Annotated in this window: 16 protein-coding genes, 1 tRNA gene, 3 pseudogenes and 1 other annotated feature; of the genes and pseudogenes, 9 read left to right on the plus strand and 11 right to left on the minus strand. The window is 64.0% G+C overall.

Annotation, left to right across the window (positions count from 1 at the left end; all coding sequences use genetic code 11):
* The first annotated feature begins 20 nt into the window (after positions 1-20).
* Genes BLT81_RS04720 through BLT81_RS04730 form a run of 3 tightly spaced genes read left to right on the plus strand, consistent with a single transcriptional unit; the run spans position 21 to position 3,412 of the window.
* Complete coding sequence (locus BLT81_RS04720) at positions 21-1,442, plus strand: hemolysin family protein (protein ID WP_019194676.1); 1,422 nt, start codon at positions 21-23, stop codon at positions 1,440-1,442.
* A complete protein-coding gene (locus BLT81_RS04725; RefSeq protein WP_019194677.1) occupies positions 1,439-2,503 on the plus strand; it encodes a hemolysin family protein in 1,065 nt (354 codons plus the stop codon). Before BLT81_RS04720 ends, BLT81_RS04725 begins: the two co-directional genes overlap by 4 nt.
* Positions 2,504-3,412, plus strand: a complete 909-nt coding sequence (locus BLT81_RS04730) for a hypothetical protein (RefSeq protein WP_019194678.1) — start codon at positions 2,504-2,506, stop codon at positions 3,410-3,412.
* Here BLT81_RS04730 and BLT81_RS12575 read toward each other — a convergent pair.
* The 3 genes and pseudogenes from BLT81_RS12575 to BLT81_RS04740 all read right to left on the minus strand — a co-directional run.
* Positions 3,360-3,662: pseudogene (locus tag BLT81_RS12575) on the minus strand (IS1249 family transposase); the annotation flags it as partial. The gene BLT81_RS04730 and the pseudogene BLT81_RS12575 overlap by 53 nt on opposite strands.
* A gap of 39 nt (positions 3,663-3,701) precedes the next feature.
* Positions 3,702-4,649 carry an IS3 family transposase gene (locus BLT81_RS04735; protein WP_155860858.1) on the minus strand — a complete coding sequence of 316 codons (948 nt, stop codon included), beginning with the start codon at positions 4,647-4,649 and terminating at the stop codon, positions 3,702-3,704.
* Positions 4,518-4,646, minus strand: a sequence feature (AL1L pseudoknot). Its footprint overlaps the gene before it by 129 nt.
* Positions 4,650-4,972: 323 nt before the next feature.
* Positions 4,973-5,854, minus strand: a pseudogene (locus BLT81_RS04740) (IS1249 family transposase); the annotation flags it as partial.
* 264 nt (positions 5,855-6,118) lie between these two features.
* Here BLT81_RS04740 and BLT81_RS04745 point away from each other — a divergent pair.
* The gene (locus tag BLT81_RS04745) at positions 6,119-7,501 is read left to right on the plus strand and encodes a hypothetical protein (RefSeq protein ID WP_019194681.1); all 1,383 of its coding nucleotides are present in this window, start codon (positions 6,119-6,121) and stop codon (positions 7,499-7,501) included.
* A gap of 78 nt (positions 7,502-7,579) precedes the next feature.
* Here the strand turns inward: BLT81_RS04745 and BLT81_RS04750 are convergent, their stop codons facing one another.
* From BLT81_RS04750 to secA2, 5 genes are all read right to left on the minus strand, one after another.
* On the minus strand, positions 7,580-8,155 hold the full coding sequence (locus BLT81_RS04750) for a MerR family transcriptional regulator (protein WP_019194682.1): 576 nt from the start codon (positions 8,153-8,155) through the stop codon (positions 7,580-7,582).
* A gap of 116 nt (positions 8,156-8,271) precedes the next feature.
* Positions 8,272-8,820, minus strand: coding sequence for a bifunctional nuclease family protein (locus tag BLT81_RS04755; protein ID WP_019194683.1), 549 nt, complete (start codon positions 8,818-8,820; stop codon positions 8,272-8,274).
* Between the two features lie 10 nt (positions 8,821-8,830).
* On the minus strand, positions 8,831-9,580 hold the full coding sequence (gene ftsR, locus BLT81_RS04760; RefSeq protein WP_019194684.1) for a transcriptional regulator FtsR: 750 nt from the start codon (positions 9,578-9,580) through the stop codon (positions 8,831-8,833).
* A gap of 86 nt (positions 9,581-9,666) precedes the next feature.
* Entirely contained in the window at positions 9,667-10,098 is a 432-nt protein-coding gene (gene odhI / locus BLT81_RS04765) for an oxoglutarate dehydrogenase inhibitor Odhl (RefSeq protein WP_040421601.1), read from the minus strand.
* A gap of 135 nt (positions 10,099-10,233) precedes the next feature.
* Positions 10,234-12,525 carry an accessory Sec system translocase SecA2 gene (gene secA2 / locus BLT81_RS04770; RefSeq protein ID WP_019194686.1) on the minus strand — a complete coding sequence of 764 codons (2,292 nt, stop codon included), beginning with the start codon at positions 12,523-12,525 and terminating at the stop codon, positions 10,234-10,236.
* Positions 12,526-12,659: 134 nt separating this feature from the next.
* Here secA2 and BLT81_RS04775 point away from each other — a divergent pair, with 134 nt between their 5' ends.
* The 5 genes and pseudogenes from BLT81_RS04775 (at position 12,660) to BLT81_RS04795 (ending at position 20,625) form a co-directional block, all read left to right on the plus strand.
* Positions 12,660-13,823, plus strand: coding sequence for a bifunctional alpha/beta hydrolase/OsmC family protein (locus tag BLT81_RS04775; protein WP_019194687.1), 1,164 nt, complete (start codon positions 12,660-12,662; stop codon positions 13,821-13,823).
* 104 nt (positions 13,824-13,927) lie between these two features.
* Positions 13,928-14,001 (plus strand) — tRNA-Pro (locus BLT81_RS04780).
* Positions 14,002-14,325: 324 nt separating this feature from the next.
* A pseudogene (locus tag BLT81_RS04785) lies at positions 14,326-16,259 on the plus strand (type I restriction-modification system subunit M).
* A gap of 515 nt (positions 16,260-16,774) precedes the next feature.
* The gene (locus tag BLT81_RS12915) at positions 16,775-17,491 is read left to right on the plus strand and encodes a restriction endonuclease subunit S (protein WP_172812373.1); all 717 of its coding nucleotides are present in this window, start codon (positions 16,775-16,777) and stop codon (positions 17,489-17,491) included.
* Positions 17,491-20,625 (plus strand): type I restriction endonuclease subunit R, encoded by a 3,135-nt coding sequence (locus BLT81_RS04795; RefSeq protein WP_019194690.1) that lies wholly within the window; start codon positions 17,491-17,493, stop codon positions 20,623-20,625. Before BLT81_RS12915 ends, BLT81_RS04795 begins: the two co-directional genes overlap by 1 nt.
* Positions 20,626-20,675: 50 nt before the next feature.
* Here BLT81_RS04795 and BLT81_RS04800 read toward each other — a convergent pair whose 3' ends face one another.
* The 3 genes from BLT81_RS04800 to BLT81_RS04810 form a co-directional block, all read right to left on the minus strand.
* The gene (locus tag BLT81_RS04800) at positions 20,676-21,140 is read right to left on the minus strand and encodes an ATP-binding protein (RefSeq protein WP_231286660.1); all 465 of its coding nucleotides are present in this window, start codon (positions 21,138-21,140) and stop codon (positions 20,676-20,678) included.
* Positions 21,141-21,542: 402 nt separating this feature from the next.
* On the minus strand, positions 21,543-23,099 hold the full coding sequence (locus BLT81_RS04805) for a glycerophosphodiester phosphodiesterase family protein (protein ID WP_081582967.1): 1,557 nt from the start codon (positions 23,097-23,099) through the stop codon (positions 21,543-21,545).
* Between the two features lie 180 nt (positions 23,100-23,279).
* Positions 23,280-24,239 carry a CE1 family esterase gene (locus tag BLT81_RS04810; protein ID WP_155860859.1) on the minus strand — a complete coding sequence of 320 codons (960 nt, stop codon included), beginning with the start codon at positions 24,237-24,239 and terminating at the stop codon, positions 23,280-23,282.
* Between the last annotated feature and the right edge of the window lie 7 nt (positions 24,240-24,246).

The following is a 24,246-nucleotide window of genomic DNA, read 5'->3' on the forward strand; positions in this document are numbered from 1 at the left end:
GTAAAGGACTTCACACATACATGGACATAGTTTTATCGATCCTCGCGCTCATCGGATTTGTCGTGCTGACGGCCTCGACCGGGTTGTTCGTGGCCATCGAGTTCTCCATGACGGGGCTGGAGCGATCCACGATTGATGCGCATGTGCGCGCAAAGGGGGACAAAACGGCGCACGCGGTCGCGCGCGACCACGCCAACCTCTCCTTCGTCCTTTCGGGCGCGCAACTGGGTATCACGGTTTCCACCCTGGCGGCCGGATACCTCGCGGAGCCGGTGCTAGGGGCCTTCTTCACCCCGCTGCTCGAGCTCGTGGGGCTCAACGAGTCGGCGTCTTCTGCGGTCGCGCTCGTCATCGCCCTCATCGTGGCGACCTTCCTGTCGATGGTCTTTGGCGAGCTCGTGCCCAAAAACGCGGCCATCGCCGAGCCGCTGACGGTCGCGCGCGTGGTCGTCCCGCCGGTCAACGTCTTCAACACGATCTTTACGTGGTTCATCCGCGCGATGAACACCTCCGCGAACTGGTTCGTGCGCAAGCTCGGCTTCGAGCCCGCCGACGAGCTGACGTCGGCGCGCTCCGGCACGGAGCTCGGGGCGATGGTCCGTAGCTCGGCCGAGGCCGGCGGCCTCGACGCGCGGACGGCGCGCGTGCTTGACCGCTCCCTCCAGTTCGGCGAGACCACCGCGGAGGAGGTGATGACGCCGCGTTCGAAGATCGAGTCCCTCGACGCGGAGGACACCGTCGCTGACCTCATCGAGATGGCCCGCGACACCGGTTTCTCGCGCTTTCCCGTGCGTCGCGGAGACCTCGACGACACCCTCGGTGTCGTCCACATCAAGGACGCCTTCTCCGTCGACGCGCCTTTGCGCGCGAGCACCCCTCTCTCCGAGCTTGCTCGCCCGGTGATTTTGGTGCCCGGCACCCTCGATGGCGACGCCGTGCTCAACCGCGTGCGCTCCGCGGGCTCCCAGGTGGTGCTCGTCGCCGACGAGTACGGCGGGACGCAGGGGCTCGTGACCATCGAGGACGTCGTCGAGGAGATCCTCGGCGAGGTCTACGACGAGTACGACGACCGCGAGTCCGAGCGCGACTTCCAGCGCTTCGGCGCCTCCTGGGAGGTCTCGGGCCTCGTGCGTCTCGACGAGGTGAGCGAGCGCACGGCCTACACGGCCCCCGACGGCCCCTACGAAACCCTCGGTGGGCTCGTCGTGCACACCCTCGGGCGCATCCCCCGCGTGGGGGATAAGGTGCTGCTGCCGGAGGATAACGCCTCGCTTCGCGAGTCCTTTAACTCGGTCAACGCCGGGCGCTGGCTCGCCCAGGTGTCGGTCATGGACGAGCGCCGCGTGGACAAGGTGATCCTCACCCCCGTGTCCCACCCCGCCGACAACGGCCAGAAGGAACACACCGGAAACACCACAGCTCGGAACGGGGGTGCGGCATGAACATCGGCATCGCCATCATCTTGATCGTGCTGCTCCTGGCGATGAACGCCTTCTTCGTCGCCTCGGAGTTCGCCCTGATCTCGTCGCGCCGCGACCGCCTTGAATCACTCCTCGCGCAGGGCAAGCAGGAGGCGAATCGCGTCATCGACGCCATCGAGCACCTCACCACCTACCTTGCCGGTGCGCAGTTTGGCATCACGATCGCCTCGCTTGTGTTGGGTAAGGTTGCCGAGCCCGCGGTGGCCCGGTACGTGGAGATGCCCTTTTCGGCCTTGGGGCTTCCCCCCAACATGCTCCACCCAGTCTCCTTCGTCATCGCCCTCGGGCTGATCTCCTACCTGCACATCCTCTTCGGCGAGATGGTGCCCAAGAACATCGCCATCGCCGGCCCAGAGCGGCTCGCGCTGGTGCTCACCCCCGCGATGACGGTCTGGGTGAAGATCACCCGCCCGATCATCGAGTTCCTCAACTGGGTGGCCAACAAGACGCTGCACGCTTTCGGCATCGAGCAGCGCGACGAGCTCGAGTCCACGGTTGACCAGGAGCAGCTCGCGGACATGATCCAGGAGTCTCGCAAGGAGGGGCTTCTCGACGCCGAAGAGACCGTCCGCCTCGCCAAGGCGCTGCGCTCCGACTCGCGCAACCTCAAAGAGGTCATGATCCCCCTGGACAAGCTGACAACCATCCCCTACTCTGCGCGCGGAATCCCCCTGTCCACGGTCGAGCAGGCCGTCCGCGACACCGGCTTCTCCCGCTTCCCCGTCGAGCGCTCCGCCGGCGTGGTCGTGGGCTACATCCACGTCAAGGACATCCTCGACCTCATGGCCACCGGCGCCGAAGACGAACAGACAGACCCGCTCATCCCCACCTCCCGCATCCGCGCGCTCAGCATCGTCGACGGCGCAGGCAGCCTCGATGACGCGCTGACGTCCATGCACCGCCGCTCCGCGCACATGGCGCAGGTGCGAGACAACGGCGAACTGATCGGCGTCCTCGCCCTTGAGGACCTCATCGAGGAGTACGTGGGCACGGTGTCCGACTGGACGCACGAGGGCGCCTAGATGCGCACAACGCTCGCGAAAACCGACTGGCAGGCACGGCAGGCTCACCACGAGCGACGCGCCGACCGGTGGGTCGGGCCCCACCGCGCGCGCCGCAGCGCCGGGACGACCCACCCCGTGTGGGACTTCCTCTTCGACTACTACCGGCTGCGCCCGAGCCACCTGAAGCGCTGGCAGCCGGGAATTGGCGTGGAGCTCGAGGACGCCGACACGTTTCGCGGGCGGCGCTACGTTGACGTCGATACGCATGGCACCGCCCGCCTGAACCTCGACGAGCTGCTGGAGCACCGGGGTGCAGACCTGCGGCGGGTGCGCGACCTCGTGGCTCGGATCGGCGCGTCGCAGGCGCACTTCGATTGCTTCGGGCTCCACGAGTGGGCGATGGTCTACCGCACGGGCGAGCCGCGGCACGACCTACCGTTGCGGCTCGGCGCCGCGGGGACCGACGCGGTCGTGGAATCGCACCAGCTCAGGTGCAGCCACATCGACGCGTACCGCTTTTTCACCCCCGCGGCGCGTCCGCTGAATCTCACGGTGCTCACGCGCGAGGGCCAAGCGGACAACGACCAGCCGGGCTGCGTGCACGTGACGATGGACCTGTACAAGTGGGCGGCGAAGGCGGGCCCGATCGTCCCCGGTGACCTGCTGCTCGACTGCTTCGAGCTGGCGACGCGGGCGCGCCGGCTTGACATGGAGGCCTCGCCCTACGACTGCCGCGGCTTGGGCTTCGACGTCGTGCCCATCGAGACGCCGGAGGGCAAGGCGGAGTACGTGCGGCGGCAACGCGAGCTGAGCGACCACGCGCAACCGCGGGTTAAGGGTCAAAATGTGTGTCTGACTCCGGCGTGTCGCGGGGTTAGATCTGGCCTTTTTGGATCCCGATTGAGTGGGTGTAGTGGGTGTCGATAGCGTTGTCGTAGAGGGCTGGTCGTCCTGTTTCGTGGTCGGCGTGGTTCTCGTTGTGGGTCAGGGTTGAAACTTTGGCGAGTTGGTCCTGACCCCAGTTGGACTGTCTGGCGATCTCGACTGGGTCGTCAGGCAGTTCTGTTTTCAGGTAAAGCCACCAGTCGAGCATCCGGCGTTGATGCTCACCGGATCTGCCGCGATGGGTGCGGGCAAGCAGTTTCAGCTGGGCGTTGATCCCGCCTTCAAGACTGTGTCAAGCCCCGAGTTTTGTAGAGGGTCCTATTGTTGTCGATTAGGCCGCTTGGGTGTTCGCGGCGGTGTATTCCTGATGGACCTGGCTCGGTGGGCGGTACCCCAGCGCCGAGTGCAAGCGGCGGTTGTTGTACCAGCCGACCCATGTCGACGTCGCGACGAGAACATCTCGCAGTGCCGGCCAGGTCCTACGGTCGATGAGTTCAGCTTTGAACACTGAGTTCAGCGCTTCTGCCATCGCGTTGTCGTAGGAGTCTCCCCGCGAGCCAACCGAAGCGATAACCTGCGACTGGGCCAAGGTCTCTCCGTAGACGACCGACCTGTACTGCACGCCCCTGTCTGAGTGATGGATCAGACCGGAGACATCTTCACCGGCACGCAAGCGCGCTGACAAGGCCATGTCAAGTGCGTCTTTAGCCAGTGATGCTCGCATGTGGTTGGTGATCTGCCAGCCAACAATCTCCCGGGTATACGCGTCGAGGACGAACGAGGCGTACACCCACCCGGCACGCGTGGGGATGTACGTGATATCCGCGACCCACAGCCGGTTCGGCGCATCGACACAAAAGTCGCGCTCGACCAAGTCGACTGGGCAGTTATCGGGGGCAGCGCTGCGGGTGGAAGGCTTTTTCTTCCTGCGCCGGATACCACGGATGCCTTCGAGTGCCATGAGACGCTCGACGGTGCACCGGGCGACGTGACAGACATCGCCTCGGCGATTGACCTCGGCCCATAGTTTGCGCGCTCCATAGCAGGAGTAGTTGTCGTCGTAGATAGCACGCAAAGCTTTGCGTAGTTGTCGGTCGCGGATAGATCGAGATGATTCAGGCCGGGATTTGTAGGCGTAGTAGGTGCTCAGGGCGATTTTCGCGTCGGTTGCCGCCAAGGCGCGAATAATCGGCTCGACCCCGAATTCCTCCCGGTTGTCGTCGATGAACCGGACGACTACGTGTGTGGGCGGTCGGGCTCCGCCGCGAAAAAAGCTGATGCTCTTTTCAAAATCTCGTTGGCGCGCTTCGCTTCAATCAGTTCAGCTCGCAGTCTGCGGTTTTCTGCTGCACAATCCACCGATTCAGCCGGGGTTGCCGCGCCGGATTGTTTATGAGCGCGGACCCAGCCGCGCAGAGTTTCCTTGACTGATTCCGAGCTCGACAGCGATGCGGGATATCGCACCACGAGACGTGTCAGGGTCAGCTTGCGCGTGCAGCACCAGTTCGATGGCGCGCTGCCTCAACTCAGGCGTGTACTTCGAGGGCATGTGTAGGGCTCCTTTTCCACATCCCTACCCTCTATTAAACCCGGGGCGAACCAACTGTTAGTCGTCGGTTTGATCCGCCCGGGGTTGATCACACCAGCGGGTGGGTCGAGGTAGACAAACAACAAGTTGTTGCGCCACAGGTGGTTGAGGCTGTTGTAGGCCTTGCGGGTGCGCTCATGCGTCCACGACCAGGTGCGTTGTTTCGTCAATGGGTCGGTTGTCCACGTTTTCTGGTTCATCCAGTCGCGGTAGACGTTGCCGTATTCGTGGAGCTTGGCGCCCCACGCGGCCGCCTCATCAAGATCGGTGATCTTCGTGAGGTTAAGCGCGAGTTGGTAGATCGCTCGTCCAGCATCCGTGCGCGGGCGGGAGGTGGTGTAGCGGCGCACCACACGTTGGGCGTGGACAAGGCAGCGTTGGATCTTGGTGTTAGGCCAGCACTTTTTGATCGCGCTGGCTGCGCCTTGTCCACCGTCGATCACGGCGATCAGGGGCGCGGGGATGCGTTCACACAGTTGCTGGTAGTCGCGGGTGGTTTCGTGTGTGCACCAGTGCCAGGCGATGACGTGATCCAAGGTGGCGGCAACTATGAGACATCCGCCAGCGGTGTAGGTGCCGTCGATGAACACCTGGTCGTATACCCGCCCGGTATGCGCGAGTGTGGGATCGGGCACATCAATGAGCCAGCACCACGAAAACCGCCGTTTCATGGTGGAGTGGCTGATCCCAGCGTCTCCTGCGATCTGCCTCAGGGCGGTGGTCGATGTGCAGTGCTCGATGAATTGTCGAAACACCGCTTGGTTGGTGATATCGCTGCGGGTTTTGGTGGTTGATGCACCGCAGATTTTGCAGCGCCACCGAGCGGTGCCCTTGGATGTGGTTCCGTTGCGTTTCATTTCCCCACCGCAGTGGCAGCGTGGTCGGTTCTTCGGCATTGAGCCACCACACCACCGGCTCCTACCACATCAACCACGCCACACCGGGGATATACGACCACAACAGCGGGTATATGCCCTTAAGGCATATACTTCCGGAAACCACAAAGGTCAGGCACCGGAAATCACCAATTCCGGACACACTTTTTGACCCTTAACCCGCAACCGCTGCGTCTGCGGCTGCTGTCGCTTCTCGACGCCGCGTTGGGCGATAAGATGGCACGAAAGGTTCATTAGCACCAAGTTTCTCGAGGTGGTTCCCGCATGGGTCGGCATTCCGACGGCACAAACAACTACTCACTGTCGCGCAGTGTGATCGCGGCGCTGATCATCGTCGTGCTCGTGATAGCAATGGCGATCTGGTACGTCGCCGCGCGCCCCGGCTCGACCACCGCGGACCACGAGGAGCCGGACTGCGTCGCGGGCGAGCTCGAGCTTCCCGTCGCCTCCTCCGACGAAGCGGTCGCGCGCAGCCTGAACGACGCCTACGCCGCGTCCCACCCCGTCGTCCGCGATTACTGCGTCACGCCGATCCTGGTGAGCGACCTGTCCGCCGCGGCCGTCTACGTCGGCTCCGACTCCCCCGCCACCGACCAGCTCCTCGAGCAGGCGGGGCGGACCGTCTCCGTCGCCGACGCGGAGCCCGTGGCTACGCAACCGGTGGGCGTGGCCGCGGACGTCGAGGTCGCGCGCGAAGACGTCGCTCTCGAGCAGGTCGCCTTCCCCACTGACGTTGACCCGGCGGTGTCGGCCGCGGTGGCGACCGAGCTCGCCGCCGGCGACGAGGACGCCGCGGCCGCGCTGCGCGACCAGCGCGTGCACACGGCCGAGGACGTCCTCAACGAGGACCGGTACGCCGCCACTACCCGCGACGGGTCCCCCGTCGGCTGGTTCTTCACCGAGCTCGACTCGTCCGTGTCCTTTGCGGCGCTGCCGCTCAACCAGACCGAGAGCGTGAGCGAGGACAAGGCCCGCGCCGGGCAGGACTTCGCCCGCTTCGCGGCCGAGAGCTTCGCCGGCGGCGACGCGCAACAGCCAGAAATCTCGGACACCGTGTGGGAGGCCGCGCTGCCGGCTACCGGGCAGGCACCGGCCACGCCGGCCGACGACGATGCGCCGGAAGCACAGGCCGCTCCCGAGGTGATGAGCACCCTGTTCCTTCTAGATACCTCCGACGCGATGTCGCCCTTCCTCCCGGCAGCAGCCGAGGCGATCGGCGAGGCCGCCCGGGGCGTCGCGGGCGCTGGCCATAGCGTCGGGCTGTGGAACTACTCCTCGCCGCTCAACCCGGGCGTGCAGAAGAGCTACCGCGAAAACGTCATGCTCGGGCCGGCTGCGGAGGCTGTCGCTGCTGCCGCCGGACGCTTTAGCACCGGTGGGCAGCCGAACACGCGCGAGGCACTCAGCGCCGCCACCGGATACGCCGCGGAGGTGCAGGGCCCCGTGCGCGTTGTGCTCATCACCACCGGGACCGCCGACTCGGGCGCCGCACTCCCCGAGATCGCCGGCGACGACGTGCGGGTCTCCGTTGTGCACATCGGGCCAAACGAACCTGACCCCGCAGTGGCGGATGTCGCCGAGGTTGTCACTACGGCGCAGACCGCCGAGGGGCTCAACGACGCCGTCGGTCAGGCCGTCGGCGAGTAGCACCGGCCGGTCGCACGCGAAACGGCGCGACGACGGGCCGCCCCGCTCGCCGCGCCGTCGATGCCGCGAGTGCGTCTCCTAGGAGGACTTGCGGCGCCGACGCGCCGCGAGCTCGTCAAGGCCGATGACGTTGTCGCCCTGCTCATCGTCGCCGACGCGCTCGGCGGGGAAAGCAGAGATCGTGCCCGTCAGCTCGCGCATGATCTGCGGCACCGCGATACCGAAGACGCCCTGGCCGCCGCTGAGCAGGTCGATGATGTCCTCGTTGCTGCGGCACTCGTACACCGTCGTGCCATCGGACACGAGGGTGATCTCGGCGATGTCGTTGACGCCGCGATCGCGAAGCTTGTCGACGGCCAAGCGAATGTTCTGGAGGGAGATACCGGTGTCGAGCAAGCCCTTGACAATCTTCAGGACGAGCAGGTCCTTGAAGGAGTACAGGCGCTGCGAGCCGGAACCCCGTGCGCCGCGGATGGAGGGGCGCACCAAGTTGGTGCGCGCCCAGTAATCCAGCTGGCGGTAAGTGATGCCGGCGACCTGGCAGGCGATGGGGACGCGGTAGCCGACGACGTCGGAGGGTCCGACGTCGAAAAGCGTCTCTTGCACGGCCTCTGCCGTGGGCTCCGTGCTGAGGTGTGGGGTGTCCTTGCTCACGTAATTACTCCCGTGAAGTTATGCGGTGCGCGCTCTTTCCTATTAAAAGGCAACCTTATGCCGGGGTCAAGACCAGCGTACCGCGACACGCCGAAGTTTCAACGTGAACTTTAGGGTTAGTCCTCGTTGCCGAGGTCCCCTTCTTCGACGCCGAGGTCGCGCATCAGCTGTTCGAACTCCGCGTCGGCCGCAGCGTCCCCGCTGGCCGACTCGCCCTCAGCGGCGCTGCCGCCCGGGTCGATGTCCAGGTTGAAATATGTGGCGAGGTCCGCCGCCGAGATGCGCAGCCCCGCCTGGGCGAGCACCGCCTCGTCGGCTTCAATCTCCTCGTCGAGGGCCGCGGCGAGCACGAGTGCGTCCGAGGCGCGCAGGTCGTACTCGGTGCCGTCGGCAAGGGTGAGCGTCGCCATGAACACGCCGTTGACGTAGCTCGAAATCTCGATCGACGACACGCCGCGCCCCGATTGCGTGATCACGTCCGAGAGCACATCGTGCGTGCCCGGCCTGGTGGGACGCGCCCCGCTCAGCCGCGCAGACAACTGGGCGCCCTCGACGGGCGGGAGCCACACGGGAAGGAAACGGCCTTTCTCGGGGGCGTGAAGCAGGGCGCAGAGAAAGTTCTCCGGGCCAAGCGGGAACACGCCTGCGACGCTAAGTGGGACCATCAACGCCACCCTAGTGGTCGAGGCGGTTGCGTAGTTCGTTCTTGACCAAGTCGGCGTGCAGGGAAACAACCAGCGCCGTCATCTGGTGGCTGATCTCCTCCGCCTTTTGCTTCGCCGCCGCCGTGCGCGACTTCGCAACAGGCTCGACAACCTGGGAGATGAGGTCGGCCTGGCGCCCCGCTGTGGTACGCAGGGATTTCAGGTGGCGCGTGTCCAACCCGAACTCGGACAGGGCAAGAGCCGTGGTGACCACGCGGACGTCGTCCGCGCAGAAATGGCCCGTCGCGTCCGGGGTGAGCAAACCTGCCTTGACGAGCTCGGCGACGGTCGACTCGTCGGTCGCCGCCTGCTCCGCGAGATCGACGTCGGTCAGCCGCGTCGGGGGTGCCGGGCGGAACGTCTCCGGCGAGACAATCGGCTCGGCCTTCGCCGCGGACATGATCGCCGTGACCTGGCCGGAGTCCATCGCCTCGAGCTGTTCGCGGATCACCTTCAGCGGCAGGTAGTTGTCGCGCTGGGTGACCAGGATGTAGCGCAGGCGCTCAACGTCATCATCGGTAAAGCGACGGTAACCGGACGCGGTGCGCTGCGGAGTGATCAGCCCCTCCGATTCGAGGAAGCGGATCTTCGACACCGTGACGTCCGGGAACTCTTCGCGCAACCGGTTAAGCACGACGCCGATGGACATGGTCTTGGCGGTGGTGGACGCGCCTGCGCGCGTGGCAGGCTGCTGCGGGGAGGTCTGAGGGAGTGCGCTCACGGTGTTTGCTCGGGTTTCTACTCAGGCGGGCGAAAACATGCGGCCCGGCGGGCGGAAAACGACGCCCCTCCGAGCCCGTATGCCACTTAGTTGGTGGCGGTGAGGAAGACGAGGCGGAACTTGCCAATCTGAATTTCGTCGCCGCTCGACAGCGCCTGGGAGTTGCGCGGCTCGCGGTTGACGTAGGTGCCGTTCAGCGAGCCTACGTCGACGACCTCGAAGCCGCCGTCCTCGCTGAGGCGGAACTCCGCGTGGCGGCGCGAGACCGTAACGTCGTCGAGGAAGATGTCGGCCTCAGGGTGGCGGCCAGCGGTGGTCGTGTCTTGGTCCAGAAGGAAGCGGGAACCTGCGTTCGGGCCGCGCTTGACCACAAGAAGCGCAGCGCCCTCGGGAAGGTTTTCCGCACCTCCCACAGCGTCGGAGGCGGCAGCGCCCGACTCCATTTCCTTCAGCAGGTCTGCACGGAACACCGAAGTGGTTTCTACTTGATTCTCCGGCGTACCAGTGTTTTCGCTCATGAACTTCTCCTGACGCTGTCGAGGGATTTTCAAATCAACTGTTAGCCATACTAGCCATTGGCACCCGCCCCGGGGAACAAAGGCAGCTCACAACAGCCTACCCGCAGCTTAGCGCGCGACGCGCCCGCAAGCCGCCTAGCGGAAGATGTTGGCCACGCCCGTCATGAAAGAATTTCCCGAGCCCGCCAACGGGTTGTCGGAGACCATGTAGGTCCACGTGGCGCTCGGGCGTTTCCACCCAGCGTCGTCGAGGTGTGCCCCGTCGGCGTCGATACGCACCTGCTCAAAGCTCTCCACTGCCTGCTCGACGGCCCGGTTGGCCAGATCCTTGAATTCGCGCACCGCGATGCGGTGATATTCGTCGATGGGCGTCTCGCGGGCGATCGCGCGCAAGTGGATGGATTCGCGCACGTCGTCCATGAGCGCGAGGTGTTCCGACCACTGCGCGTCGAGGTGGAAGAGCATGATCTCGCGCGCTGCTTGCTCACGCACTTCCGCGGGCAGCCCGGAGAGCGAGGCGGCGCGTTCCGGGCTGCGTTCGGCGAGCTCGCGCCACGCGGTGTCCGTGTCCAGCAGGCGGGCGCGGCGCTCATCGAGGATGTCGCGGTGGTCGGCGAGCAGCTTGTTGTACTTCCACGTCTGCGCGTGGATTTCGAGCAGCTGGCCCTCGGTGACGCGCTGGCAGTGCTCCACAAAGGCCTGCACCCGCCCGGACTCGACGCGCCCATCGGGCCCGGGGTGGGCGGTGACCTGCTCGTCGGCGCCGCCGCTCACCACGATGTCGTCTTCCAGCGACACGAAGAACACGCTCAGCCCCGGGTCTCCCTGGCGGCCGGCTCGTCCGCGCAGCTGGTTATCCAGGCGCGCGGTGCGGTGGCGGGCGGTGCCGATGACGGCCAGGCCGCCGCGCTCGGCGACCTCGTCGCGCTCGGCCTCGTTCGCACCGCCGAGGCGGATGTCGGTGCCGCGCCCGGCCATCTGGGTCGACACGGTCACCCGGCCGAGGTCGCCCGCCTCGGCGATGATGCGGGCTTCCTCCCTATCGTTTTTCGCGTTGAGTACGTTCGCCTCCACCCCGCGGCGCGAGAGCGCGTCCGCCAGCGCCTCCGACTCGGCGACGTCGTGGGTGCCCACCAACACGGGCTGGCCGGTGGAGTGTAGGTGCACGATCTCCTCGACGATCGCAGCGTTCTTCTCCTCCATCGTGGCGTAGATGCGGTCGGCCTCGTCGAAGCGGCGCAGCTCCTTCGCGCGGTCAATGACGGAGACGTGCAGCCCGTAGAAGGAGCGCAGCTGGTCGGTCGCCTCCACCGCGGTGCCGGTCATTCCGGTCACGCGCGGGTAGCGGCGCATGAGCGCCTGGAGGGTAATGGAGTCGAGGATGCGCCCACCCTCCGACACGTCGAGACCTTCCTTCGCCTCCACGGCGGCTTGGAGGCCGTCGGGCCAGCGCTGAAGCTCGGCGACGCGCCCGCGGGAGGCGTCGACAAGCGCGACCTTGCCCTCGTCGATGATGTAGTGGACGTCCCGGATCAGTAGCGCCTTGGCGTGCAGGGCGAGGTTCACGCGCACGAGCGTGTCGCCGATGTGCTCGTCGGAGTAGAGCGAGTCGATGCCAAGCAGCTTCTCCACCCGCGCCGAGCCCTCGTCGGTGAGGAACGCGTTGCGCCCGTCGGAGTCGATGGTGTAGTCCGTGCCCTCTTCAAGCCGGGAGACGGCCTCGGTGATACGCCCCGTCGCTTGCGTGCCCGGCTCGGAGCCCGCGAGGACGAGGGGGACGAGGGCTTCGTCGACAAGCACGCTGTCGGCCTCGTCGACGAGGGCGACCTGCGCCGGCGCCTGCACCGTCTGGTCCCGGTGCGTGATCTGGTTGTCACGCAGGTGGTCGAAGCCGATTTCGGTGATGGGCGCGTAGACCACGTCGCTGCGGTACGCCAGGGCGCGCTCCGAGCGTGTCGACGCCTCCGTCACGGCCGCGACGTTCAGGCCGAAGAACTCGACGAGGGGCCGCATCCATTCCGCGTCGCGGCTGGCCAAGTAGTCGTTCACCGTGATCACGTGGACCCGCTTGCCCGTCAGGGCGTAGCCCGTGGCCGTCATCGCCCCCACCAGCGTCTTGCCCTCGCCGGTGGCCATCTGGATCACATCGCCCTCCAGCATGCGCAGTACGGCCTGGCTCTGGACCTCGTAGGGCGTCATGCCGAGCGTCCGCGTCGAGGCGACGGAGAGGATCCCCAGGAAGGCGGCCTTGTCCTCGATGTTCTCGCCTTTCACGGTGGCGCGGATCGCCGCCGCCAGCTCGGCGTCGGAGAGCTGTTCGTACTCCCGGGTCAGCTCGTGCGCCTTCGCCACAATGCTTTTCGACGCCTTATTGTTGCGCTCCGCGCTCGCGCCCATGGCCCTCCAGAACCAGTCAAAGGCACCCATACACCGCACATCCTTTCGTTGGCGACTCCATCTCTGTCAACCTTACGGCAGGCATTTGCACACGCCGCGCGCTCCTGCAATATCCTCTACTGGCGTACACCGGCTCTGCCGCCTTCCAGGAGGTTCCACCCCGCATGCATTCGCTCAACGTCACGGTCCCCTCGTCGACCGGGGTCGCCATGGCCGGCACCATCGACCAGCCAGTCCACCCCGCCGAGGCCTACGCCATCTTCGCGCACTGCTTCGCTGGGTCCCGCCACACCCCGGGCGCCTCCCGGATCTCCAAAAAACTCACCGAGTACGGCATCGCCACCCTCCGTTTCGACTTTCCTGGGCTTGGCCAGTCCGAGGGGAATTTCCGCGACACGAGCTTTAGCCAAAACGTCGACGACATCGTCGCCGCGGCCCAGTGGCTCGAGGAACACTACAGCGCGCCCCAACTCCTCATCGGCCACTCCCTCGGCGGGGCGGCCGCGCTCAAGGCCGCGACCCGCCCCGAGCTGAAGAAGAAGCTCAAAGCCGTCGCCACGGTCGGCGCGCCCTTCGACCCAGCGCACTCCGTCCTGCACTACGCCGACAAAATCCACGAGGCCGACACCTCCGGCTCCGTCGTGGTCACCCTCGGCGGGCGCGAGCTGGAGATTTCTCGCGAGTTCCTGCTCGACCTCGCCGAGACCGACCCGCAGACCTACCTGCCCACCCTGCGCACGCCTCTCCTGTTGGTCCACTCGCCCATCGACCAGACCGTGGGCATCGACAACGCCCAAACCATCTTCCGCCTGACCCGCTACCCCAAGTCGCTCATGGCCCTGGACAAGGCGGACCACCTGCTCACCCGTCAGGGCAGCGCCCAGCGCGCCGCCGACATCATCGGCTCCTGGGCGACGCAGTACATCGACCCGGAGTTTGTCCCCGAGCCCACCACGGATACAACGGCCGTGTCCTACTCCGCCCGCGGCACACGCTTCGGCGACGTCGTGCGCACCTCCAATCGCTCCATCGCCACCGACCGCGCCAAGAACTCCGGCGGCCGCGGCCAGGGGGTGACCTCCACGGGGCTGTTCATGAGCGCACTTGCCGTCTCTACGTCCCAGGCGGTCCGCGAGGCGGCCCGGGGCATGAAGCTTGACGACGTCCGCGTCGCCGTCACCCACCACGACGGCGCCCGGTTCACCCGCGCGGTCACCCTCGTCGGCGACCTCTCCGACGCCGAGCGCGCCCAGCTCCTCGGGGCCGCCAGCCGCTCCCGCGTGGACACCTTCATCGGCGCGGCCACCATCGAAACCACATTGGTGTAACTTACTCCCCAATTTTTCCGCCGTGACCTGCCGATTTCTACTATCGGAGGCGCGTGATGTAATCTATCCGAGTTACCGCGAGCGCCCCACGCGCTCAACGTACACGGGCTATGGCGCAGTTTGGTAGCGCACTACACTGGGGGTGTAGGGGTCGCAGGTTCAAATCCTGTTAGCCCGACGCAGAGCATTCAGACCCCGCTCCGAGGAGCGGGGTCTTCGTCTGCCTGACGGCGGATCCAGGGTGGGCCCTACCCTCGCGTGTGCCGCTGGGGTGCGAGTGCTCTGGTTCGAACGTGCAACCGTCACCGCCCTCTTCACCCGCTCGAATGACCTGCTTGCCTTAGCTCGTCCCCTCCTCCAACTCACAAAAACCAACACGTGTGCGACACTCCGGCCGGATATGTCAGAGAGACGGCGAAAATGGGCCGTGTTAGGGAGTTGGAAGAATTCTCGCCCCCTTAGAGTTGAAAGCTCACGACAAAACCGCAATCAAGGACAGGCATTGGCAAACACCGAGCTCAATCAGACCGCTGTATGGAATACGGCCGATCGCTACCTGCGCTCCATCGTGGAGCCGGAGGACTACGGCGACTTCATCATCCCCATGACCGTGCTGCGGCGCATGGAATGCATCCTCGCCCCCACCAAGGACGCGGTACTCGACTTGGTCTGGCAGCTCGAAGAGGAAAACGCCTCCCAGGAGATGATCGACTGGGAAGTCCACACACGCTTCGATCTGTCCTTCTACAACTCCTCGCGCCTGGACCTGACCCGCATCGCCGAGCTCGACGACCACGTCTATGACGCGCTCATGGAGTACGTCTCGGGGTTTTCCGAGTCAGTGCGCGACATCTGGGACGCATTCGACTTCGAAGTGAAGATGCGCACGCTTGACGCTGCGGGTCGCCTCTGGCCGGTGGTAAAACACTTCGCCTCCATCGACATGAGTGAAGAGGCGTTGCCGGACCACCAGATGGGCGACTTGTTCGAGAACATCATGTACCGCTCCTTCAACACGAAAGGCAAAGCCGCGGGCGCCTTCTACACCCCGCGCGACGCCATTCGCCTCATGGTGGACATCCTTTTCGCCTCCGACGATGTGGGGCTGACTTCGGACGGCGCGTCGCGTACGGTCTACGACCCCACCGCGGGAACCGGCGGCATGCTGCTCATCGCCCGGGAGGCCCTGCAGGAGCTCAACCCGGACATTGAGGTGGTGCTCGCGGGCCAGGAGCTCATGCCGATGGGCTATGCCATCGGCAAGGCCGACCTACTCATTCAGGGCGGCGAGCCGGACGCTATCCGCCACGGCGACACGCTGCTGACCGACCTTTACGAGGGCGAGCAGTTCGAGTACATCCTGTCCAACCCGCCGTTTGGCACGGACTGGTCCGTGCAACAGCCGGCCGTGAAGGCCGAGGCGAAAATCCCCGGCTCGCGCTTTTCCCACGGCCTTCCCGGCAAATCCGATGGTCAGATGCTGTTCCTTGCCCACGTTACTTCCAAGCTCACCGCAGCCGGGCCGAACGGGTCGGGTGGCCGCGGCGCAGTGGTCTCCAACGGGTCCCCGCTGTTTACGGGCGGGCCGGGCTCCGGCCCCGACCAGATTCGCGCGTGGCTGCTCGAAAACGACCTGGTGGACGCGATCATTCAGTTACCGACGAACATGTTCTACGGCACCGGCATTTCCACCTATGTGTGGATTCTGGACACGAACAAGGAGGACCACCGCAAGGGCTTCGTCCAGCTCATCGACGCATCCGAGTGCTGGTCTGTCCCCCGAAGGGGCTAGGTGACAAGCGCCGCGAGATGCGCGAGGACGATCGCGCCAAGGTGCTCGACGCCTACGCCGCGTTCGAGGACTCCGGCATGTCGAGGGTACTCACGCCCACGGACTTGGGTTTTCGGGACGTGCCGGTCACCAAACAGGCGCGTCTACGCGTCGAGGTCACCGAGGACGCCAAGGCCGCGGTGGCGGAAGCGAAGAACGCGGTGTCTGAGCACGCCGACATGCTCGACGATGTGGCCGGCGCCCAGTTCAACGACCTGCCCGCGGCGCTGAAGATCGCGGCGAAGAACCGCGGCCTGAAACTGCCCGTCACTGTGGTGGATGCGGCGCTCGAGGCTGTTGGTGTGCCGGACGAATCCGCGGACCCGAGCGTGGACCGGAAGGGAAAACCGGTGCTCGACCCCACGTTCACGTTGACCGAGCGCGTGCCGCTCACCGAGGACATCGACGAGCACATGGCGCGCGAGGTTGTGCCGTTCGCGCCCGACGTGATCTGGGATGCGGACAAGGCCAAGGTGGGCTACGAGATCCCATTCAAGCGGGTGTTTTACACCCCGGCCCCGGTGCGCCCGTTGGAGGAGATTGACGCGGATCTGGCCGTGGTCATGGGCCGGTTGGCGGAGAAGTTCGCGGAGGTGCGGGGGTGATGGGGTCACCGAGCACTGCGCCTCTTTGGAAGTTTGCCGAGGTTTCTCCCCCAACCCCGGAGTTTGGGAATCTTTCGAAGCATGACGAAGTGACGTTTATCCCGCTAGAGGATGTTTGGCCGTCTCAGTCAGGTGAGGGTTTCCAAACGGTACCCTGGCACAAAAAATTGATTGGTTACACGCAGTTTCGAAGGGGTGACCTCCTACTCCCCAAGGTGACTCCTACGGTCACTCACGGTAGAACGATGATTGCTCAAATTCCCACTGAGTTGGGAGTGGCATCCACAGAGGTATATACAGTCCGTCCCCGACCTGGGACAGACTCGCGCTGGCTTGCCTATCTACTCGTAGGAATAGAATTCCTTGGGCTAGCCGGTGCTTCAGCTCAGGGTACCGGAGGACTGAAGCGAATCAGTGCTCAGTTCGTCGAGTCATTCCCTCTCCCGGACTCTTCTCCGTCCGTCCAGCGAGCCATCGCGGACTACCTCGACCGGGAGACCGGCGAGATCGACGCCATGAGCGCGGATCTCGACGAGATGGAAGCGCTGCTGACCGAGCGGCAAGCAACCGCAATTGGGCGGCACCTTTGCGGGTCGAACGCACCCTATGCTCCGATCGCGACGATGGCGGAAGTCACGCTCGGGAAGATGGTCCAACCCGAGCGCAAAAACACCGAGGAGATAGAGGCGCCCTATCTACGTGCGGCTAACATATCTGCGCCAGGACAGCTCGATTTAACCGTTAAACCTAAGGTGATGTGGTTTTCGCAGTCAGAGTTATCACATTTGACGCTGGACCGCGGAGACGTCGTTATTGTCGAGGGGGGTGCCGGTTACGGGCGTGCGGCGTTGGTAGGCGACGCGCTCGACGGGTGGGCGTTCCAGAACTCGATTGTGCGCGTACGACCTCGCTCGGGTATCGCTTCAGGTCCGTATCTCGCGTACGCATTGCAACACGCCCAAGCTCAGGGCCATATCGAGATCCTAGTGAATACCGCAACCCTGCCGCACTTCACAGCAGAGAAAGTAGAGCGGTTCCGCCTACCGCTTCCCCCCCTCGAAGAGCAGCGCCGCATCGCCGACCAGATCAACCGTGAAACCGTCGAGATCGACGCCATGCTCGCCGATATTGCTGAACTGCGCGACCTTCTCGCCGAACGCCGCGCCGCCGCCATCTCGGCTGCTGTGGCCGGCCAGATCCACGTCCCCACCCCGTCTAAAGGAGCCCACTGATGGTTAAGCCGTACATCCTCCACGAAGCTTCCCTCGAAGACACCATTTGCAACGGCCTCGCCCAGCGGGGGTGGGTCTACGTCGACGGGGTACGCGACACAGGCTGGGACGCACGCCTGGGCCTGTTCCCTGCCGACGTGCTCGCCTGGCTCAAAGGACAGTACTCCGACGAGTACGACAAGGCCATCCCGGAGGGGCTGCCGGACGCGAGCCGGGACACCGCGGAGCGTAAGCTCCTGGAATTCGTCGCCGACCAGCTCGAAACGCGCACCAAGCGCGACCCGCGCACAGGCCGCACCATTGGTGGGTTGCTCGGCAGCCTGCACGAAGGCTTCAAATACGCCCAGGTTGGTGCGCGCTCAGCCACGTTCGGGCCGATGGTGGCGTTCCCACCCGCTAACCCCCTGCTCGCGCTTGCCCAGGAGCGTGCCAACGCGAACATTTTGCGAGTGATCCGCCAAGTTCACTTCGACCCGAAGTCGAACGAGACGCTTGACCTGGTGCTCACGGTCAACGGCATCCCGGTGGCAACGATGGAGCTGAAAACCGACAACACCCAGTCGGTCGCTGCCGCACGCAAGCAGTACCGCGAAGACCGCGTCCCGTCACCGACACGCCGAGTTCTGCTGCCGGGGCGCGCACTGGTTCACTTCGCCGTCTCCAACATGGAGGTGTGGATGACCACGGCGCTCAAGGGCGCGGATACGTACTTCCTGCCGTTTAACCAGGGGCATGAGGGCGGTGGCGGCAACCCACCGCGTGAGGGGTCGTCGGCCACGGCTTACCTGTGGGAGGAAACTCTAGAGCGCGATCAATTCTTGCGGATCCTGCGCGATTTCGCGGTATGGGAGCCGGACGCGAAGCCGAAAAAAGGCACGCCCGGCGGGAAGCTGATTTTCCCGCGCTACCACCAGCTGCGCGCGGTGGAGGCCGTAGCGCGGGACGTGACGGCCAACGGGCCAGGTGGGCGTTACCTGATTGAGCACTCTGCGGGTTCGGGAAAGACAAAGACGATTGCGTGGTTGGCGCACCGCCTCATCCGCCATGTGGGCGCTGGGGGCACGAAGACGTTCGATTCGGTGATCGTGGTCACCGACCGCACAGCGCTGGATACGAACGTGCGCGCTGATATGCAGATGCTTGCTTCGTCGCACGGACTCGTTGTGGCGGTCGGCGAAGACTCCGGCGCGAAATCCCCACAGCTCAAGAAGGCCATCGACGAGGGCGACCACATCATTACGTGCACGTTGCAGACGTTCCCGGAGGTGATGAGACTCCTTGAAGGCGAGGAGAACTTGGGCTCTCGCAACTGGTGCGTGATCGCCGACGAGGCGCACTCCTCGCAGACGGGCTCCTCCGCGACGGCGCTTAAGGAGCTGCTGACCGGCGTGGAGGTCGACACCGACAGTGACGTCAGCGCCGACGAGTTGTTGGCCATGCGGCAGAGCGCCGTGGCCAACGCGGTGAATCTGACCTTTGTCGCGCTGACGGCGACCCCCAAGGGAAAAACGTTGCGCCTGTTCGGCACCGAGAACGACAAAGGTGAGTGGGTCGCATTCGACACGTATCCGATGGGTCAGGCCATTGAGGAAGGCTTCATTCTCGACGTGTTGAAGAACTACTCCACCTACGACATGTGGGCCGAGGTGCGCGACGAGCTGGGGCGGACTGAAGAAGTCAACGAACGCGCTGCGGTGACCGACATGGTGCGGTTTATCCGCTTGCACCCGACCTCGATTGCGCAGAAGGTTGAGGTCGTCATCGAGCACTTCCGCCGCAACGTGGCGCATCATTTGGGCGGCGAGGCACGGGCGATGGTGGTGACCGACTCGCGCAAGGCCGCGGTGCGGTGGTCGGAGGAGATGAACAAGTATATCGAGGCGAAGGGCTACGATTTTCGCTCCCTGGTGGCGTTTTCGGACGCAGTGAAACTCGACGACTACCCGGAGCCTGTGACCGAGATTGGGCTCAATGGAGTCCCGGACGTAGAGCAGGCGTTCAAGGACGACGACCTGGGCTACCGCGTGTTGATCGTGGCGAATAAATTCCAGACCGGGTTCAATGAGCCGCGGCTGTGCGCGATGTATGTGGACAAGAAGCTTTCCGGGGTGGCGACAGTGCAGACACTGTCGCGGTTGAACCGGATCTACCCGGGAAAGCCGAATCCTATGGTGGTGGATTTCGTCAACACCCCGGAGCTGGTCGTGAAAGACTTCGCGCGCTACTACCAGGGCGCAAAGATCACGACGGATGTCGCCCCGAATGAGCTGCACAAACTGGGCCTCGACTTGGACGTGTCTGGCTACTACACCGACGAAGAAATGGACGAGGTGGCTCAGAAGTACGTCGAGGGGGTCGACTCCGAGGGACTGCATGCCGCGACAGCGCCTATCATCGCGCGCTGGGTAAGCTCCGTGAAGGCGGGACAGACCGACGCAGACGAGCGGGAGCGAGCGCGCGAGTTCAAGGTTCGTGTGAGCAAATACCGCAACGCCTACGAGTTCCTCTCCCAGATCGTCGACTACGCCGACCCCGAGGTGTCCAAGCGTGCGATCCTGTGCGCCGTATTGGAGCGGAACCTGCACCTCTCCGACGACCCAGAGGACGTGGAGGACTTCCTCACTGGGATCACGCTCGCAGGAGCAGCGGTCACACAGCACGAAACCGAGGCCGACTACTCCATCAGTGAGGGCGAGGGCGAGCTCAACACCCCGCAGTTCACGGTGACGTTGGGTGCTGCCGGGACTCCGATGCGAACGGCGTTCGACGAAGCGGTAGAAAAGGTCAATGACTTGTTCTCGATGGCGGGTGTAGACCTGCACTCGGGCGAAACGGCGAACATGATTGTCGCTGCGTGGGGAACGTTGGCGCAGCAGCCGCAGGCCGTGAAGTTGGGTAAGACGAACTCAAAGGATCAGCTCAAGCGCTCAAAGAAGTTCCAAACCGAGGCCACCAAGGCGATCCTTTCTGGTATCGAGGAGCGCAAACAGCGAGACGCCCTCCTGTCCAGCGACAGGCAGATGTTGCAGAACGTGGTTGGCGTACTCGCGGAGCTCATGGCCGCGGCGAAGGAGATGGGCGAGCTGGACTGTTCAGAAGACCGAAATGGTAGCGGTATGGTGAGTATCTGGTAGCGCCTGAGTGGGTACCCGGTAGCGGTATCTCACTCAGGCGTTTCCGGTTGTTATGCGTTGGTGGTCAGGCGCATGTTTGGTCCTTCGAGTGTGATGATTTCGGCGCCGGAGACGAGTCGGTTGAGGATTGACTCGGAGATCACGGCGTCGGGGATGGACTTGTACCACTCGTGTGGGGTGAACTGTGAGGTCACAATGGTTGAGACTTTGCGTTCCCGCCCGGCGAGGATATTGAGTAGTTGGTGCGCGGTCGCGGCATCAACAGGTGTGGTGAGAAAGTCATCCAGGACTAGGACGTCGGCGTCGTGGAGTTGCTGAATGAACTTCAGCCGTGTGGGGTTATCGGGTTGGAGGACTGCCAGTTCGGCGGCGAGCATGTCGGTGTGGTAGAACCGTGCGGAGTAGTCGTTGCGGCATGCTGCGGTGATGAGTGCTTGGGCGAGGTAGGTTTTACCAACTGAGGATTTGGTTCGCTCGTGAAACCGCGCGGTGCGAGCATCCGAGCTGGTGTTCAATCTGGCGGTAAGAACGCTGCCGAATCAGCAGCGTCATCACCGCACGGTAATCCGTCATAGGCGGACTCCTTCCAGTACGAGCCGCACCCGAGTGGTGCGGCTCGTACTGGAAGTATCACCTTGAGCGCTGTGAGCTGCTACCGGATACTCACTGAAGCGCTACCGGAAAGTCACGACGCTGCTACCAAATAGCCGGTCGCAACATGGACTAAACGCGAGACGCGGCAGACGCCGCGTACTCAATGGACGAACCGTCGAGTACGTACCTACGCCGTCTCCTAGCCGTGGATCGCTGGGATGCTTTGTCCGAGCGTGGAAACGAACGAAGCGGTAGCTCGACAAAATCAGACAACAGAGCTGTCCGGAGTCATCTCAGCCACTCCTGCTTACCACGAGGTTGAACTACGGCAGGAACTGTTCAAACCCTGGGATGAGGTTGAAGTATTTGGCCGCACCCAGCAGTGAGACCACGGCTGCAATGAGCCCGATGGTAATAGCGACGGCGCCACCGACCGAGGACCCCGACGACAAGACGGTCGACCCCTGCGCTGTCGGCACAGGATCGGCCTGAACCCAGTCGACCGATAGATAGTCGTCGTGGGGCACCTCGAACGTAAACATAATCCTGTTTTTGCCCTCCTCGAGTTCAAACTCCCCTAGATCTTCGACGGTAAAGTTCCGCTTGTGCGTGGTGTTCGGCAGATCTACGGCCCGCTTCTGGTGATTCTCGGTTTCTACGACGACCCTGGCTCCTGGCTCACGCTCCGACGACTGGCGCATCGACAGGTTGTATGTCCCGGCCGCCGGCACCTCGACATCAAGGGCCCAATACTCTCCATCCCTGATGAACTGAATAACCCGCGCCCCGTGCAAATTGCAGGCGTCAACGGGGTTTTCTGGCCGAGCGATGGGCTCTTCGCACTCGTTCTCGGTGGTGTCGTTGTACCATTCAGAGTCGTCTACATAATCCTCGGCTTGGACCCTGATCGTGTCTGGCCCCCGAAGATACGTTGCCATATCGTTGCCATCGCGCCAGTATTTCATCGCCTGCACGTCGTCGGTCTGGATTGCATCCGCCCCACGCGAAACATGATACGCCCAACCGTCGTCAGGGTTGAGTATCGATGCTTCGTCAGTGTACCCACCTGAGATCTTGGTCCACATGGCGTTAGCAAAGATGCCCGCCTGGCCATCCGCTTTCTGCCAGAATTCGTCAGTTCCCTGGATCTCCCTTTCTTCACCGTCTTTTGGTTTGTCCCAGTTGATCTCGAACATGTGCGGGATGGTGTCACCGAAGTCGTCGATGTGCCCAGCCTTGCTGTTGTTTAGGATGTGCATGTAATAGACATCCGGATAGGTCTCCATGAATTCGACCGCTTCGGCGACAGTCGGCGCGTTTTTGAACAACCCGTAGGACGCCATATCGCGCTCGGCGAGAGCAGCGTAAATCTGCTCGCGGTAGTCCCAGCCTTTGTCAAAGTTGATGAGAACGTTGTGTCCTTCGACCGCATCCAACAGTTCTTCCAACGTGGGAATCTGGTGGCCGGTCAGTGGGGCTGGACCGTTCCCAAGCCCTTCACGGAGTCGCAGTTGTTTGAGCTCCGCGAGTGTCAAGTCGGCGACATTCCCAAAACCGTTTGTCGTTCGGTCCACGCTCTCATCGTGAATAACCACGAGGTGGCCATCCCTGGTTTTTCTGATATCAGCTTCGAGGATATCTGCGCCGTCCTCGATGGCGGCACGAAATGCTGCAATCGAGTTCTCAGGGGCCTTTCGCCATTGGCCGCGGTGCGCGACGATCCAGGGCTTCGGTGAGTTCCCCAACGGCAGCTGGATCGTGGACGCCCTGTCAGACCCGCGGGAATCAGTTTGGTCCACAGCGTTAGCTGCCGAAGACGTTGTAATAACCTGTACTGCCGCTACCAGTGCAGCCAGTGAAGTTTTAAGCGAAGTGTGCATGAGAGCATGACATCAGCTCTCAAAATACTGTGCAACGGTGGGAAAACATCGCACTATATGCCCCTACATGCCCCTACATGGACCTTTAATGCCAAAGTTAACCACAGTTTTTCGAGTTTTCGCGCCGATTTCATAAAAACTTTCGCATGACCATCGGCCACTTCACCTGGCAGTAACCCCCTACCGGTGTTCCACCCCGAAGAAATCCAGGACCGTGTTCGTGGCAAAGTCCGGCGCCACGGTCTGCGTTGTGTCGTGGCTCGCGCCGGGCCACACGTGGGCGCCGTTGAAGATGCGGTAGTGCGTGACGGGGGCGTCGCAGCCCTGGTAGCTCTGCCGGGTTAGGGTCGGCGTGACCTCGCTGGACACGGGGTCGGGGGCACAATGGTTGCGCCGCGCGGTGTCGCCGATAACCTGCTCGAGCGACTCGTAGTGGGTGTTGTGCCGCATGCCGCCGTTGTAGTTGATGATCGCGTCGTTGGTGCCGTGGATATCCAGGGTCTTGATGGGGATCGGCGAGCAACCCTCGAAAACGCGGTCGTAGAACGCGGCCGACACCGTGGCCACCGCCGCAACAGCGTGCGGGCGGTGGCAGCCCAGGAAGGCGGCGAATCCGCCGCCGTTGGACAGCCCGGTGGCGAACACGCTCGCGGGGTCGATGGCGAACTCCCCCATCAACTCGGCCCGCACCGCGTCGAAGAAGGCGAGGTCCTGCGCCCCCGTCGTCTGGGCGTACGGCGCCGGCGCCCATGCCCGGTCCTTGCCGTCCTGCTGCCCCCGGCCGTTCATGTAGACCACAACCGCGTTCGCCCGGTCGAAGCCGGTGGCGGCGCGCATCGACGCGGCGTCGCCCTTAAAGCCATGGAACACGAAAATCAGCGGCACCCGCGCTCCGTGCGCCGCCGCCGGAGGGATGGACACGGTGTAGGAACGCTGCAGGTCCGCGGCGACGATGGTGCGGTTGTCCACGGTGCGCTCGCCCTCGACCGGTGAGCTCGAGCTCGCAACCTCGGGAACGACCTTGCGCACCTGCTGCGAGGAACTCTGCGCTTCGGTGTGCACCTCGGTCGCGCACGCCGTTGCCGGCAGCACAGCCGCCATGAGAGCCGCCGCGCCCCACCGCCACATTCGTCCATTCACCTAAGAG

Source organism: Corynebacterium timonense (genome assembly GCF_900105305.1).
Lineage (GTDB): Bacteria > Actinomycetota > Actinomycetes > Mycobacteriales > Mycobacteriaceae > Corynebacterium > Corynebacterium timonense.